This is a genomic window from Streptococcus sp. oral taxon 431 (assembly GCF_023110115.1).
In the GTDB taxonomy this organism is placed as follows: domain Bacteria; phylum Bacillota; class Bacilli; order Lactobacillales; family Streptococcaceae; genus Streptococcus.
This window is the reverse complement of record NZ_JALDVP010000004.1, coordinates 69,129-85,612: the sequence shown is the minus strand read 5'-3', so window position 1 is coordinate 85,612 and position 16,484 is coordinate 69,129. Positions and strand designations below refer to the sequence as shown.

The following is a 16,484-nucleotide window of genomic DNA, read 5'->3' as shown; positions in this document are numbered from 1 at the left end:
TTGTACTAAAAAATAGTCTAAACTTCTAGATTTTACGAATAAAGAAGTATGAAAATAAATCAAAATTATCTTGGTCGACTTTTTACAGAACAAGAATTAAGCCCTGAAGAACGACAACTGGCGGAGAAGCTGCCAAGCATGAGAAAAGAGAAGGGGAAACTCTTCTGTCAACGATGTGATAGTATGATTCAAGATGAATGGTCTCTACCTATTAATGTTCATTACTGCCGAGAATGTTTGTTGATGAAGCGAGTTCGGAGTGATCAGGCCTTATATTATTTCCCTCAAGAAGATTTTCCTAAACAAGATGTTCTTAAATGGAAGGGACAATTGACTCCATTTCAAGAGAAAGTATCAGATGGCTTACTTCAAGCAATAGAGAACCAGCAACCGACTTTAGTTCATGCAGTGACTGGCGCTGGGAAGACAGAGATGATTTATAAAGTTGTTGCGAAAGTTATTAATGATGGTGGCGCAGTTTGTCTGGCAAGTCCACGGATAGATGTTTGTTTGGAATTGTATAAGCGATTGCAGAATGACTTTGCTTGCGAAATAGCTTTACTGCATGGAGAGTCTATACCATATTTTCGAACCCCTCTGGTTGTTGCGACAACACATCAATTATTAAAGTTTTATCACACTTTTGATTTACTAATAGTAGATGAAGTAGATGCATTCCCCTATGTTGACAACAAGATGCTTTACAAAGCTGTAAATAATTGTGTAAAGGAAAACGGACTAAGAATTTTTCTCACTGCAACTTCTACAGATGAGTTGGATAAGAAGGTTCGCTTAGGGGAGCTAAAACGACTAAGCCTGCCAAGGCGGTTCCATGGAAATCCTTTAATTATTCCCAAAACGGTTTGGCTATCTGATCTTGATAAATGTTTGGATAAGTTTCGCCTACCACCAAAGCTAAAAAGATATGTTGAAAACCAGAGAAGAACTGGCTACCCCTTACTAATATTTGCATCAGAAATTACAAAGGGAGAGAAGTTGAAGGAAATCTTACAAGAGACATTCCCAAATGAGAAAATTGGTTTCGTATCCTCAGTTACTGAAGATAGATTAGAGCAAGTTCAAGCTTTTAGGGATAGGGAATTGACCATATTGATAAGCACAACAATATTGGAGCGCGGAGTTACCTTCCCTTGTGTTGATGTCTGTGTCGTAGAAGCAAACCATCGTCTTTTTACAAAATCAAGCCTCATTCAAATTGGAGGACGTGTAGGTCGTAGCATGGATAGACCTACAGGAGATCTAATTTTCTTTCATAATGGATTAAATCGTTCGATTAAGAATGCTATAAAGGAAATTAAACTGATGAACAAGGAGGCAGGCCTATGATTTGTTTACTATGTGCCCAACATTTGAAGAAAAATCTAACCTTTGGAGAGCTTCTTTTTTTGAAAAAGGAGGAGAGCACACTTTGTTTAGCTTGTTACTCAAGTTTTGAAATGATTGGGGAAGAACATTGCCCAAATTGTCATAAAAAAGGAGTGTCAAGTTCGTGTCAAGATTGTAAACTTTGGTGTAAAGAAGGGGTTGAAGTAAGTCATGAAGCGATTTTTAGTTATAATCAAGCCATGAAAGACTTCTTTAATCGTTACAAATTTGATGGCGATTATATTCTCCGAAAAGTTTTTGCTATGATTTTAAATGAGAATTTAAAAAAATACAAGGATTATCATTTTATTTTAATACCGTTAAGCCCTGAGAGGTATGCAAAAAGAGGTTTTAATCAGGTTGCAGGCCTAATAGAAGCGGCAGGATTTTCCCATCTGGATGTATTAGGGAAAAGAGAAGAAAAAGCAAGTTCTTCTAAAAATCGTTCAGAGCGGTTGGCCACGGAACTTCCGTTTTTTATTAAAGATGGCGTCACGGTCCCCAAAAAGATTTTATTGATTGATGATATTTATACCACAGGAGCGACTGTTAACCGTGTCAAGAGTATGCTAGAGAATGCAGGAGCAGAAGAGGTTAGAACATTTTCCCTCGTAAGATGAGGAAAAAGATTGCAAAAAGATTATGAAAGCGTTATAATAAATGTAGAAAAACAAATATGTTTAGAAAGAAGGTACTTATATGATTAAATATAGTATCCGTGGTGAAAACCTAGAAGTAACTGAAGCAATTCGTGATTATGTAGTTTCTAAACTCGAAAAGATCGAAAAATACTTCCAAGCAGATCAAGAATTAGATGCGCGTGTCAATTTGAAAGTGTATCGTGAAAAGACTGCTAAGGTAGAAGTAACAATTCCGCTTGGGTCTATAACTCTTCGTGCAGAAGACGTTTCTCAAGATATGTATGGATCTATTGATTTGGTGACAGATAAGATTGAACGTCAAATCCGTAAAAATAAAACTAAAATTGAACGTAAGAACAGAAATAAAGTTTCTACTAGCCAACTATTTACAGATGCCTTGGTAGAAGAGACAGATGCTGCTCAACCTAAAGTTGTTCGTTCAAAACAAATTGATTTAAAACCAATGGACCTTGAAGAAGCACTTCTTCAGATGGACTTATTGGGCCATGATTTCTTCATTTATATCGATGTTGAAGATGAAACAACAAATGTCATTTATCGACGCGAAGATGGAGATATTGGTCTTCTTGAAGTGAAAGAATCATAATACTTAATATGCTTAGATTAAAAAGGTGGTTTACACTAGTGTAAACTACCTTTTGTGTTCATGAATACTACATTTGAGCACAAGTGCTATTCCTTCTTTAAAGGTCGCTTTTTCAGTGCAAATATGGTATAATATTGCGCAAGAGGTTTGTAATGAAAAAAAATGAAATGAATCCCTTTTTTATATACTTATTTGTTGGGATTGCTTTTATAATCATGACTGTATTGGTTATTTTTCTTCAAAATAACCTAGTCACAATAGCATGCTTATTTTTCTTGATGGTGGCATTTCTTTTGCTATTTTATTTTCAGAAGAAATCTTATCAAAAAACAGAAATTGAACAAATTCAGTACGTAAACCATCAGGCGGAAGATAGTTTAAGTTCACTCTTAGAACAGATGCCGGTTGGAGTTGTCAAACTAAACATGGAAAGTAGTGAGATTGAGTGGTTCAATCCCTACGCAGAGTTAATGCTGACAACGGAAGATGGAGAAATTGATCTTCCTCAAGTTCAAGAAATTATAAAAACATCCATATCTTCTCCTGGAATTTATGCAAATGTGGGAGAAAAACGTTATGCTGTACATCTAGATAGAAATTCTGGTGTACTCTACTTTTTTGACGTTTCTGGAGAGTACGAAGCCACAGTAGAATTGGTTACAAGTCGCCCTGTTATTGGTATTATTTCGGTAGATAATTATGATGATTTAGAGGACGAAACATCTGAATCTGACATCAGTCATATTAATAGTTTTGTCGCAAATTTTGTATCAGAATTTACTGGAAAATATCAGATGTTTTCTCGTAGAGTGACCATGGATCGTTTTTACTTATTTACCGACTATACGGTATTAGAGCAATTGATGCAGGATAAATTTTCTGTAATTGATACCTTCCGTGAAGAAGCTAAGCAGAGAGATTTAGCCTTAACCATGAGTATGGGCTTGTCATACGGTGATGGCGATCATGAGGGTATTGGTAAAGTTGCTTTATCAAATCTCAACCTTGCAGAAGTTCGAGGTGGAGACCAGGTCGTTGTAAAAGAAAATGATGAGACGAAAAATCCAATTTATTTTGGTGGTGGTTCTGCAGCTTCTATTAAGCGAACAAGAACACGTACAAGAGCAATGATGACGGCAATCTCTGAAAAGTTGAGAAGTGTTGACCATGTTTTCGTAGTTGGTCATAAAAACTTAGACATGGATGCTTTAGGCTCTGCTGTTGGTATGCAATTGTTCTCGAGTAACGTCTTGGATGAAAGTTATGTAGTCTATGATGAAGAACAAATGTCTCCGGACATTCATCGTGCCATTCAATTCTTAGAGAATGAGGGAGTAACAAAACTCATCCCTCTAACTCAAGCTATGGGAATGGTCACTAATCGTTCCTTGCTAGTGATGGTCGACCACTCTAAGACAGCTTTAACCTTGTCAAAAGAGTTTTATGATTTGTTTACACAAACCATCATTATTGACCACCATAGACGAGATCAAGATTTCCCGGAAAATGCTGTTATCACCTATATCGAGAGTGGAGCAAGTAGCGCGAGCGAGCTTGTAACAGAGTTAATTCAATTCCAAAACTCTAAGAAAGCACGCTTAAGTCGTATCCAAGCTAGTGTTCTTATGGGCGGTATGATGCTGGATACTAAGAATTTCACTTCTCGTGTAACTAGCCGAACCTTTGACGTGGCAAGTTATCTAAGAACACGTGGTAGTGATAGTATTGTAATTCAAGAACTTGCGGCGACTGACTTTGAAGAGTATCGATTGGTTAATGAGCTAATCTTGCAAGGACAGGCCGTACAACCTTCTATTCTTGTAGCTCAGGCCAAGGATGATAAGGAGTATGATATTGTAGTGATTAGTAAAGCGGCTGATACTATGTTAGCTATGTCAGGTATTGAAGCTAGCTTTGTCATTGCTAAAAACAGCCAAGGGGATATTTCCATTTCTGCACGAAGTCGAAGTAAGATCAATGTGCAACGGATTATGGAAGAATTGGGAGGTGGAGGCCACTTCAACTTGGCAGCTGCCCGACTGACAGATATGACTCTGCAAGAAGCAGGTGAAAAACTAAAAACCGTTATTTCTAATGAAATTAGAGAAAAGGAGACAGAAGAATGAAAGTAATCTTTTTAGCAGATGTAAAAGGCAAAGGAAAAAAAGGCGAAATCAAGGAAGTGCCAACAGGTTATGCGCAAAACTTTTTGATTAAGAAAAACCTTGCTAAAGAAGCGACTTCACAAGCAATTGGTGAGTTGCGCGGGAAGCAAAAATCTGAAGAAAAAGCACATGCTCAACTTCTTGCAGAAGCACAAGAAATTAAGGCGAAACTTGAAGCAGAAGAAACAATTGTCGAGTTTGTTGAAAAAGTTGGTCCAGATGGAAGAACTTTTGGTTCAATTACTAGCAAGAAAATTGCGGAAGAGCTCCAAAAACAATTTGGAATTAAAATTGATAAACGTCATATTCAAGTTCAATCTCCAATTCGAGCAGTTGGCTTGATTGATGTTCCAGTAAAAATTTATCAGGATGTAACTAGCGTCATCAATCTTCGTGTAAGAGAAGGCTAAGCTAGATTTGAGTAATGATTTTGTAAAAGGAAGGAAAATCTGATGGCAGAAGTAGAGGAACTACGAGTTCAGCCCCAGGATATTTTGGCAGAACAATCTGTATTGGGAGCTATATTTATCGATGAGAGTAAACTCGTATTTGTTCGAGAATATATAGACTCTCGAGACTTCTTTAAGTATGCTCACCGTTTGATTTTTCAGGCCATGGTTGATTTGTCAGATCGAGGCGAAGCCATTGATGCAACGACTGTTCGTACGGTATTAGATGATCAAGGTGATTTGCAAAATATTGGTGGCTTGTCCTACCTTGTTGAGATTATCAACTCTGTACCAACCTCTGCAAATGCTGAATACTATGCAAAAATTGTAGCAGAGAAAGCCACGCTTCGTCGTTTGATTGCCAAGTTGACAGAGTCTGTAAACCAAGCTTATGAAGCCTCTAGTCCTGCAGATGAAATCATTGCTAGAGCAGAAAAAGGTTTGATCGATGTCAGTGAGAATGCAAATCGTAGTGGTTTTAGAAACATTCGTGACATTTTAAATCTTAACTTTGGGAATCTGGAAGTTCGTTCACAACAAACGTCGGATATTACGGGGATTGCTACTGGTTATCAAGATTTAGATCATATGACAACTGGTTTGCACGAGGAGGAGTTAATCATCCTTGCTGCTCGTCCTGCGGTTGGTAAGACTGCTTTTGCCTTGAATATTGCTCAAAATATCGGAACCAAGCTAGACAAGACCGTTGCAATTTTCTCACTCGAGATGGGGGCAGAGAGTTTGGTCGATCGTATGTTGGCTGCCGAAGGGCTAGTAGAGTCTCACTCGATCCGTACAGGGCAATTGACTGAGGAAGAGTGGCGTAAATATACGATAGCTCAAGGTAATCTTGCAAAAGCAAGTATCTATATCGATGATACACCAGGGATTCGAATCACAGAGATTCGTTCTCGTGCGAGAAAATTGTCTCAGGAAACAGGCAATCTTGGATTGATCTTGATTGACTACCTGCAGTTAATTACAGGGACTGGTCGTGAGAACCGTCAGCAAGAGGTTTCAGAGATTTCACGTCAGTTGAAAATTCTGGCCAAGGAACTGAAGGTGCCTGTTATCGCGCTAAGTCAGCTGTCGCGTAGTGTTGAGCAACGTCAAGATAAAAGACCGGTGCTATCAGATATTCGTGAGTCTGGATCTATCGAGCAGGATGCGGATATCGTAGCCTTTCTCTATCGAGATGACTATTATGAACGTGGTGGCGAAGAAGAGGAAGGTCTTCCGAATAACAAGGTAGAAGTTATTATTGAGAAGAACCGTAGCGGTGCGCGTGGAACGGTAGAATTGATTTTTCAAAAAGAGTATAACAAGTTTTCAAGTATTTCGAAGAGAGAGGAACAAAGATGACAGATGCATTTACAGATGTAGCCAAGATGAAAAAAATCAAAGAAGAAATCAAGGCGCATGAAGGACAAGTCGTGGAAATGACCTTGGAAAATGGTCGTAAACGCCAAAAGAATCGCTTAGGAAGACTTATTGAAGTCTATCCATCACTCTTTATCGTTGAATTCGGGGATGTTGAAGGGGATAAACAGGCCAACGTCTACGTTGAATCCTTCACGTATTCTGATATTTTAACAGAAAAGAATTTGATTCACTATTTGGATTAAGGTTGAAAGTGGGAGTTTTCTCACTTTTTTCTTTTTCTTTCGAATGATATAAATGAGGTCAACCTCAAAAATTTATCTATTCGAAGGAGAATGAATGACATATAGTAAAAAGGGAACTTTTCTTAAGAGAACGACAGTGGGGACAGCTTCCCTACTGTTAGCAGGTGCTTTTTTGTTTGGTGGAGGAGCTGTTCATGCCAATCAGGCAAACAATGGCTCACTGGCACGAGGAGATGATTATCCCTATTATTATAAAAATGGAAGTCAAGAAATTGATAAATGGCGTCTATACTCCAGACAGTGTACATCTTTCGCTGCCTTTCGTTTAAGTAGTGTCAATGGTTTTGAGTTACCTGCTGCGTACGGGAATGCTAAGGATTGGGGTTATCGTGCTAAACGAGAAGGTTATCGTGTGGACAAGACTCCAACAATTGGTTCGATTGCTTGGGACGGAAGCGGAGACTATGGCCACGTTGCATGGGTTTCTAATGTTTTTGGTGATATGATTGAAATTGAGGAGTACAATTATGGTATTAGAGAGAAGTACAATCGTAGACTTGTGAAGGCAAGCTCTATGTCTGGTTTCATTCATTTTAAAGATGTCGGACATGCTGGCTCAGGGAATCATCAGTCGACGTCACTATCTAGCGGAACACATGTTTTTACAGAAAAAGCTGCTATTATGAATCAGCCATCACAAGTGGCTGAGATTATTGACTATTACTATCCTGGAGAAAGTGTTCATTACGATCAGACTCTTGAAAAAGATGGCTATAAATGGATTAGTTATCTATCCCGAACTGGAAATCGCAGATATGTCCAGCTAGCTAAAACAGCAACTGCTAAGAATGGATGGGAAAAACAGGGGATAACATGGTACTACTATGAAAATGGGAAAGTCGCTCTTGGTTGGAAAAAGATAAACGGCAGTTGGTACTATTTCCAAACTAATGGTTCAATGAGAACAGGTTGGCTAAAAGACGGTTCCAAGTGGTACTACTTGAAATCATCTGGAGAAATGCAGACAGGTTGGTTGAAGGATAAAGGTATTTGGTATTATCTGGAAAGTTCTGGAGCTATGAAAACTAGTCAGTGGTTCCAGGTTTCAGGGAAACATTATTACGTGAACGCATCTGGAGAATTGGCAGTAGATACAACAATCGATGGTTTTCAAGTTGACAGCAATGGTGCGCGAGTAGAAGAATCACCTCAATAAGCCTTGACCGAGAATCTAACTCTTAGCAATGGTATTTTTCCCTTCTTTCCTTTATAATGGGTGTATGGACAAGAAAAAATTATTATTGATTGATGGATCTTCAGTTGCTTTTCGAGCATTTTTTGCACTTTATCAGCAACTGGATCGTTTTAAAAATGACAATGGACTACATACCAATGCAATCTACGGATTTCATCTGATGCTAAATCACCTACTGGAGCGTGTCCAACCGAGTCATATTTTGGTTGCTTTTGATGCGGGGAAAACGACTTTCCGTACAGAGATGTATGCAGACTACAAGGGTGGTCGTGCGAAGACTCCGGATGAGTTTCGTGAGCAATTCCCCTTCATTCGTGAGTTGCTAGATCATCTTGGCATTCGCCATTATGAGTTGGCTCAGTATGAGGCGGATGATATTATCGGGACTCTTGGTCGCTTGGCTGAAAAGGAATCTTTTGATGTAACAATCGTTAGTGGAGACAAGGACTTGATTCAGCTGACGGATGAGCATACAGTGGTTGAGATTTCTAAGAAAGGTGTGGCTGAGTTTGAGGCCTTTACACCAGAATATCTCATGGAAAAGATGGGAATCACACCAGCTCAGTTTATTGATCTTAAGGCACTCATGGGGGATAAGTCTGATAATATCCCTGGGGTGACCAAGATTGGTGAAAAGACTGGGATCAAGCTCTTGTTAGAACACGGATCGCTGGAAGGTATTTATGAAAATATCGATGGCATGAAGGCTTCCAAGATGAAGGAAAATCTTGTCAATGACAAGGAACAAGCCTTTCTGTCTAAAACACTAGCAACCATCGACACGAAAGCGCCAATCGAGATAGGTCTAGATGATTTGGTCTATAGTGGACCAAATGTGGAAAACCTTGGGAAATTCTACGATGAGATGGGCTTTAAACAACTCAAGCAGGCTTTGAATGCTTCTCAGACTAACCAAGCTGAGACTTTGAATTTCACCGTGGTGGACAAAGTGAGTGAAGACATGCTGAGTGCCGACTCTATCTTCCACTTTGAACTTTTTGGTGAAAACTACCATACAGATGAATTGATTGGTTTTGCTTGGTCATGCGGAGACAAGATCTATGCTACAGATAGGCTGGAACTTCTGCAGGATCCGATTCTTAAGGATTTTCTAGAAAAAACGCCTCTGAAAGTATATGACTTTAAGAAAGCTAAAGTTCTCTTAAATCGCTTTGGTTTGAACTTGCAGGCTCCTGCTTTTGACAGCCGCTTGGCCAAATACCTTCTCTCTACTGTAGAGAATAATGAAATTTCAACCATCGCTAGTCTCTACGGCCAAACTTACCTAGTCGATGATGAAACCTTCTATGGTAAGGGTGTCAAGAAAGCTATTCCAGAGCGAGAGAAATTTTTGGAGCACTTGGCTCGTAAGGTTGCTGTATTGGTTGAGACAGAGCCTGTCTTACTTGAGAAATTAAGTGAAAACGGACAATTGGACCTCCTCTATGATATGGAGCAACCTCTGGCTTTTGTTCTTGCTAAGATGGAAATCGCTGGGATTAAGGTTAAAAAAGAAACTCTACTCGAGATGCAAGCTGAAAATGAGCTTGTCATTGAAAAGCTAACTCAAGAGATTTATGAATTGGCTGGTGAGGAGTTTAACATCAACTCGCCTAAGCAGTTGGGCGAACTACTTTTTGAAAAGCTAGGTCTCCCTATAGAATACACCAAAAAAACCAAGACAGGTTATTCAACAGCAGTGGATGTGTTAGAGCGCCTAGCTCCTATTGCCCCAATCGTCAAGAAAATTTTAGATTATCGTCAGATTGCTAAGATTCAATCGACTTATGTGATTGGTTTGCAGGACTGGATTTTAGCGGATGGCAAGATTCACACGCGCTATGTGCAGGATTTGACTCAGACAGGGCGTCTGTCTAGTGTGGATCCAAACTTGCAAAATATTCCTGTTCGCTTGGAACAAGGTCGCCTCATTCGTAAGGCTTTCGTGCCAGAGTGGGAGGATAGTGTCCTCCTCAGCTCGGACTATTCACAGATTGAGTTGCGCGTTTTGGCGCATATCTCTAAAGATGAGCACTTAATCAAGGCCTTCCAAGAGGGAGCTGATATCCATACCTCGACAGCCATGCGTGTCTTTGGAATTGAACGTCCTGAGGATGTGACTCCAAACGACCGTCGCAATGCCAAGGCTGTCAACTTTGGAGTGGTTTACGGAATTTCAGACTTTGGTTTATCCAATAACCTAGGTATCAGCCGTAAAGAGGCTAAAGCATACATCGACACTTACTTTGAACGCTTCCCAGGTATTAAAAACTACATGGATGAAGTGGTTCGTGAGGCGCGTGATAAGGGTTATGTAGAGACTCTCTTCAAACGTCGTCGTGAGTTGCCAGATATCAATTCGCGTAACTTTAACATTCGTGGTTTTGCAGAACGCACAGCTATCAACTCACCTATCCAGGGATCGGCTGCAGATATTCTCAAAATCGCCATGATTCAGCTAGATAAGGCCTTGGTTGCAGGTGGTTATCAAACTAAGATGCTGTTACAAGTGCACGATGAAATTGTTCTTGAAGTGCCTAAGTCAGAATTGGTAGCTATTAAAAAACTTGTCAAACAAACCATGGAAGAAGCCATTCAACTCAGTGTACCCTTGATTGCTGATGAAAATGAAGGCGTGACTTGGTACGAAGCTAAGTAGAAATGGCCTATCAGACAAAAAAGAAATCCCCTTGAACATTATGGTTCAAAGGGATTTTTCTTTCAGGAAAAGACAAAAGTGAAACTATCTAGCTAATAGTAGGATTTATTTGATTTGTTTCTTTTGTTCTTTTTTTGCAAGGATTGGTAGAATAACACCTAAACCAATCAGAATAATTGGGGTCAAGATGTTTGTAAGAAGAGAGAATTGCCAAGCAGTTGGATTCTCAGCATAGCTAATTTTTGGAACCATACCTAGGATACAAGCAAAGGCAGTGAAGAGGAAGCACCAAGTACCGATCACAAAGCCAAGTTTAGGATTGTTAACAAACTTGTATTCCGCATTTTTGTATGTTTTCCAAGCGCGATTGAGCATCATATAGGCAAGGAATACCCAGAGATAACGCATTGGCATTACGATAGAATTGAGGTTGGTCATCCATTTTACAAGTCCGTCAATTTCTTGGATACCAAAAATTGGAAGGATGATGATAAGGCTAACAAGGACGCCTGTAAGGAGGTAGCCGTTAATGAGGACACCTTTTTCAGTACGTTTACGAAGCCAGCTTGGGATGTAGTTTTCATCAGCGTTATTGAGTAGGATTTGTAATGGTGCGTCAATAGAGAAGGCAAGCGCCGCGATTTGTCCGACCATATTTGTAAGAGAGTAAATCACAACGAAAAGATTTCCAACTCCCCAAGAATTTCCTAACATTTGGAAGGCTTGATAAGCACCATTACGCATGAGGTCTTCAGGGATGTTATTACCATCAAATAGCATTCCCATGGCAACTGAACCAAGGATAGCAGAGAGTCCTACCATGATGGCCATGACAATCATACCTTTTGGAAATTCTTTTGCAGGATTGCGAGTTTGATTCACATAAGGGGAAATTTTTTCACAACCACCAACGGCAAAGACCAGTAATGAGATCGTTGTGAAATAAGAAAAATCAAAGTTTGGAATGTAGGTGCTCAGTTGATCCATGTGTGGTGTCGCAAACTGAATATCTGGCTTGATGAAAGGCAGGCCAACAGCCAAAAGCACAAAGAGTAAAGACATAATCAACATGGCACTTCCTGCCAAGCTACCGATGACTTTCAGTGTTGTCAATCCTTTTGTAGAAAGGTAGAGGAAAAGTCCAAAGATTAGCAAGCAGAGAATAACAATCCAGTGGATGTCGATTTGTTTTAGAAATTGTCCGTTACCCTGCAAGGCCCATCCGAGCGGAATCAGGATTCCTTGAGGCTTTTGTGCGAGGTAAGGAATGTGCACAACCCAGTAGGTCCAAGCGGCAAAGTAGGCGAGACGTTTGGTTGATGTTTTTTCAACCCAGTCACTAACACCGCTTCCGCTTTCCTTGAAGGTAGAACCTAGTTGTCCAACGATGAGTGAATATGGGATAAAGTAGAGTGCAAGGATTAAAACCCAAGATACGACTACTGAAATCCCTTGTTGAGAGTAGTTGTTGACGACGTTTCCTAGCCCCCAAACCATGTTGAAAGCAATCAGAGAAACCATCAGCCAATTAAGTTGGTGTTGATCTTTTTTCATAATGTCTCCTTTTCTGATAATTTCAGTATATCATGATTTTTTGAAAGCGCCTAACAAAATTTGAAATTTACTATAAAAAAAGTAAAAGATAGCTAACAGATAGGGAATAGGGCTTGTTGGTTTAGAAAAAGATTATCCACAGCCTGTGGATAACTCAAAGTATCAACAACAACTGTCTCTTTGTAATTTTAATAGGAAAAAGAGAGACGAAATTTATAGAATTGGAAACAAATCAATCTTTTATAAAGCTTGTTAGGACAAGGTTTATAGACTTTATTCTCTTGTACATCCTATGAACTTGGATTGGAAAGATATTTTGGAAAAACTTGAAAATCTTTTCCAAAAAAAGGTTGAAGATTATTCACAGTTTGTGGATAACTTTATATGGATAAGAAAACCCCTTTGTGCATGACAAAGGGGTTAGGTTATTAATGCTTTGGCAACCAGCTGAGGGTAAAGTCAAGAGTCTTAGCATTGAGCAATTCCTGATGGCTGATGCTTTGTTTTTCTTTCCCGTCCAGTCGACAGTCTTGTACAAAGTGGAAGTGTTCATAATTTTGCTGAGTACGAACATCCAACCACTGATTTTTTTCTGTCAGATAGACACGAAGGTGGTCAAAGAGTGGAATTCCAAGGTCATAGCTTGCTTTTCCTGGGCAGGTTGGGTAAAGTCCGAGAGCAGACCATACATACCAAGCCGATAGACTACCATTATCCTCATCTCCTGGATAAGCATCCCAGCTAGCTCGGAAGGCTTTCTGACGGAGAGTCTTGACCAAGAGACTGGTATATTGGGGATAATTACTGTAGCGGAACAGATAAGGGATGTGGAAACTTGGTTGGTTGGAAATGGCTAGTTGACCAAATGGTGCTGTTGCCATTTCGCTCATCTCATGTATTTCATAACCATAGCCCGTCGTTTCAAAGAGTGGGAGACTTTGACAAGTTTTCAAAAGATAGTTGCTAAAGGCTTCTTTTCCACCCATTAGTTGGCTAAGTCCAGAAATATCGTGTAAGACACCGAGACTGGCTTGAATAGCTGAACACTCAGCGTAGTCACGACCCCAACTATAGGGAGAAAAGTCAGGACGGAAGTTGCCATCTACATCACGCGCCCTCATGTAACCCGTCTCAGAGTCAAATAGATTCTGATAGTTTTTAGAATATTGAGCATAGGTTTGGGCTAGCTCTTCTTGACCTAATTTTGTTGCACATGTAGAGATACAAAAGTCACTGTAGGCATAATCTAGCGTATGACTGACACTTTCGTGGTAGTCTGTGGATAAATAGCCCAGTTCTTGGTATTGGCTTAGGCCGTGTCGCCCGTTGATAGCTTTTGGATCTGCCTTAGTCGCAGTTTCAATCATGGCTTTGAGAAATTCTTCTTCAAACTCAGGTGCCATGTCTTTGCAGGCACTATCTGCAAGAAGGCCATCAATCAAAGTCCCAGGCATCATTCCTCTTTCGTCAGGAGCCAACCACTTAGGGAGATACCCGGTATCTCTATAGCTATTGAGGAAACCTTCAAGAAACTGACGATAGTGCTCTGGAATAATCAAGGCAAAGAGAGGGAATGAAGTGCGGAAGGTATCCCAAAAACCATTGTTGGTATAGAGTAGACCAGGCTTGATCGTTCCTGAAGCAAGGTCTATATGAATATTCTCGCCTTGTTCATTTACCTCATAGAAGGTTTGTGGGAAAAGAAAGAGTCTATAAAGACAGTGATCAAAAAATGTTCGGTCTACAGAGCCAGTTTCCACGACATCAAAACGGCCTAGAAGATCTTCCCAACTTGCTTTAGCCTCTGATTTCGTTTCTTTAAAGTCTTTTCTAGGCAGATTAAAGATGGCCTGTTCTTTAGAAATAAAAGAAGTAGCCAGTTGAACTAGAGCTTCTGCTCCAGCCAAGTCGATACGCCAGTCTTGCCCCACTTGATAGATAGATAGAATATCCGTAGAGAATACGAGAGCAGTAAACATAACGAGAGGACTCTTATTGGTTTCGGTTAATCCGCTTTGACCAAGGCTGACAGTACGCTCATCTACTTGCTCTAATGATAAATCATCAGCTGCATGCAGATAGAGTGAGATCTTCTTGCCTTGTACCTGTCTTAGTTGAATAGAAGCCCCATAGCAAGTAGGTGTGAGTTGAGTTTCAATCTGGTAACGTTCAGAAAAAATCTTTAGAAAATGAGGATTGAAAATAGCACGATCAAGGTTATAAGAAGACTGACGATGGAAGAGGGTGTCGCCACTGATTTCTCCTGTAACAGGAGTCAGTAGCAACCAAGAATAATCGCCAATCCAAGGACTAGGTTGGTGGGTTTGTCGAATACCCTGAAATATGGGAAGATGGGGATCAAAAAACCAAGACCCTTCCTGGTCACTAGTTTGTGGAACAAAGTAATTCATCCCAAAAGGCACGCCAGTGTAAGGTAGGGTATTTCCCCGAGAAAAGGCATGCTTGCTCGCGGTGCCAAAGCGGGTATCAATGGTTTCAAGTATAGGTTTCATAGCGATTTCCTTCTGTAGGAGTTTTGTATTCAGTATATCATAAAAATAAAGAAAGACATCTAAAAGTTGAAATAGTGTATAAATATATATTTAAAATTTACAAATAGGTTCTTTTCTGCTAGAATGAGGGTAAGAAAGGAGATTATTATGAGTAATATTGATGAACAATCTACTAATGAAGAGTTAGTAGAAAAAGAGGAGTTGCAACCTACGGAAGTAGCAGAAGAGGCTGTGAAGGAAGAAGTGCAACCTTCAGAGATAGCTGAACCTACAGTTGAAAAAGAAGAGGCACCATCTTCTACTGAGATTCCAGAATCTGCAACAGAGGAACCAGCAAAAGAGGCGGTAGTTACACCTGCAACTACTAAAGGTTTTGATGTAAATGAACTTGTGGAGAAAGCAAAAGATTTGTTCCAAAAGAGAAAAATTGCAGTTATCGGAGCTCTTGCAGCAGTTGCTGTGCTGATTGTTGCACTTGTTGGATTTAAGGTATATGATTCTCAACCAAAGAGTTTGTTAAATGTTGTTCAAGTACAGTTTTCAGGCTACGAAGAATCTGGAACATTGACATACAATAGTGAGGAAGTTCTTGCTAAACTTCGAGAAATAGCTTATAAGAAGGCTGGATTTAGCTCAAAACAAGCAACAGGCTTGGCACAAAATGATCCAGTTACTTTTTCAGAAGTGACTAGAGATCCAAAATATGCTACAAAATATGCTATGGCAGATGCTTTGATTAGAAGTGTACAATTTAGCTTTGATAAAACAAGTGGCCTAAAAAATGGAGATGAGGTTACTTTTAGTGTCGTCACTAATTCTAAGAGAGCACCAGTTAAGGCTGAAAAGAAAACCTTCAAAGTTGAAAATCTTAAAGAATACGAAAAGGTTTCAGCTTCTGATTTGTTGACTGAAACACCGGTGATATTCACTGGGCTTAATGGTTCTGGTACTATTACAATCACAAAAAATTCTAAGGATGAAGCCTACTTTGATTTTGAAAATGGGGAACGTCCAAGAAGTTTGAAAAATGGTGACAAAGTCACTTTGAAAGTGAAAGACGCAAGTATTGATTCTTTGAAAGCAGAAGGAAAAGTGATAGACTCTAAAACTGTAGAAGTGACAGTTGAAGGCCTAAAAGATGCAAAAGATGTGAAGAATTTAACTGATGTATTGAAGAAAAACGATGCATACAGTAAGGACGCAAATAAGAATAGTACTTACGAAACCTATACTATAGAACCTCAGGGTAGTTACGTTGCTATCACTACAGGAATAGCAAATACCTCGAGTGCTAACATTGATATAATTACGGTGTATAAAGTAATGCGTAAAGGTAGTTTATTTACAAATGTTAGTTACAAGTACTATGGCTTCGGTGGTTACGAATTAAAAGATGACAAATTAGTCGCTAAGAAGGGTATAAGTCCAATCGATGGTGGAGGGCTAGAAGATTTTGAAGTGTTAAAGGAAGAACTTCAAAGAAAAGAGTATCATTTGATAGAGATTCAAAAAGACGAAAAGAAAAGTGAATAAAAAGTTGGGCTTGCCCAACTTTTTTTCATAAGATTGTTTCAAAACGACTTTAGTTTGTGTATATCTTTTGGACCTATTTTTTCTTATACTGAAAATG

The 16,484-nt window shown here is 39.5% G+C and carries 12 protein-coding genes; 10 read left to right on the top strand and 2 right to left on the bottom strand.

The window, feature by feature from the left end:
• Window positions 1–48 precede the first annotated feature (48 nt).
• The 9 genes from M1F91_RS06595 (at window position 49) to polA (ending at window position 10,787) form a co-directional block, all read left to right on the top strand.
• Window positions 49–1,347 carry a DEAD/DEAH box helicase gene (locus M1F91_RS06595; RefSeq protein ID WP_247913072.1) on the top strand — a complete coding sequence of 433 codons (1,299 nt, stop codon included), beginning with the start codon at window positions 49–51 and terminating at the stop codon, window positions 1,345–1,347.
• Window positions 1,344–2,006, top strand: a complete 663-nt coding sequence (locus M1F91_RS06590) for a ComF family protein (RefSeq protein ID WP_247913071.1) — start codon at window positions 1,344–1,346, stop codon at window positions 2,004–2,006. The genes M1F91_RS06595 and M1F91_RS06590 overlap by 4 nt, the downstream gene beginning before the upstream one ends.
• Before the next feature lie 79 nt (window positions 2,007–2,085).
• A complete protein-coding gene (gene raiA, locus M1F91_RS06585; RefSeq protein ID WP_006153348.1) occupies window positions 2,086–2,634 on the top strand; it encodes a ribosome-associated translation inhibitor RaiA in 549 nt (182 codons plus the stop codon).
• A 152-nt stretch (window positions 2,635–2,786) separates the two neighbouring features.
• Window positions 2,787–4,760: a DHH family phosphoesterase gene (locus tag M1F91_RS06580; RefSeq protein ID WP_247913070.1), complete on the top strand. Its 1,974-nt coding sequence runs from the start codon at window positions 2,787–2,789 to the stop codon at window positions 4,758–4,760.
• The gene (rplI, locus tag M1F91_RS06575; protein ID WP_247913069.1) at window positions 4,757–5,209 is read left to right on the top strand and encodes a 50S ribosomal protein L9; all 453 of its coding nucleotides are present in this window, start codon (window positions 4,757–4,759) and stop codon (window positions 5,207–5,209) included. Before M1F91_RS06580 ends, rplI begins: the two co-directional genes overlap by 4 nt.
• Window positions 5,210–5,251: 42 nt before the next feature.
• Window positions 5,252–6,610: a replicative DNA helicase gene (gene dnaB, locus M1F91_RS06570; protein ID WP_247913068.1), complete on the top strand. Its 1,359-nt coding sequence runs from the start codon at window positions 5,252–5,254 to the stop codon at window positions 6,608–6,610.
• A complete protein-coding gene (locus M1F91_RS06565; protein WP_004250994.1) occupies window positions 6,607–6,873 on the top strand; it encodes a Veg family protein in 267 nt (88 codons plus the stop codon). Before dnaB ends, M1F91_RS06565 begins: the two co-directional genes overlap by 4 nt.
• A gap of 94 nt (window positions 6,874–6,967) precedes the next feature.
• On the top strand, window positions 6,968–8,089 hold the full coding sequence (locus M1F91_RS06560; RefSeq protein WP_247913067.1) for an SH3 domain-containing protein: 1,122 nt from the start codon (window positions 6,968–6,970) through the stop codon (window positions 8,087–8,089).
• A gap of 64 nt (window positions 8,090–8,153) precedes the next feature.
• Window positions 8,154–10,787 (top strand): DNA polymerase I, encoded by a 2,634-nt coding sequence (gene polA / locus M1F91_RS06555; RefSeq protein ID WP_247913066.1) that lies wholly within the window; start codon window positions 8,154–8,156, stop codon window positions 10,785–10,787.
• 105 nt (window positions 10,788–10,892) lie between these two features.
• Here polA and M1F91_RS06550 read toward each other — a convergent pair whose 3' ends face one another.
• Together M1F91_RS06550 and M1F91_RS06545 are read right to left on the bottom strand one after the other, a co-directional pair.
• Entirely contained in the window at window positions 10,893–12,341 is a 1,449-nt protein-coding gene (locus M1F91_RS06550; RefSeq protein WP_247913065.1) for an amino acid permease, read from the bottom strand.
• Between the two features lie 428 nt (window positions 12,342–12,769).
• Entirely contained in the window at window positions 12,770–14,854 is a 2,085-nt protein-coding gene (locus M1F91_RS06545) for a GH92 family glycosyl hydrolase (RefSeq protein ID WP_247913064.1), read from the bottom strand.
• 147 nt (window positions 14,855–15,001) lie between these two features.
• On the opposite strand from M1F91_RS06545, the gene M1F91_RS06540 reads away from it, so the two are divergent.
• The gene (locus tag M1F91_RS06540) at window positions 15,002–16,387 is read left to right on the top strand and encodes a hypothetical protein (RefSeq protein ID WP_247913063.1); all 1,386 of its coding nucleotides are present in this window, start codon (window positions 15,002–15,004) and stop codon (window positions 16,385–16,387) included.
• The last annotated feature ends 97 nt before the right edge of the window (window positions 16,388–16,484 follow it).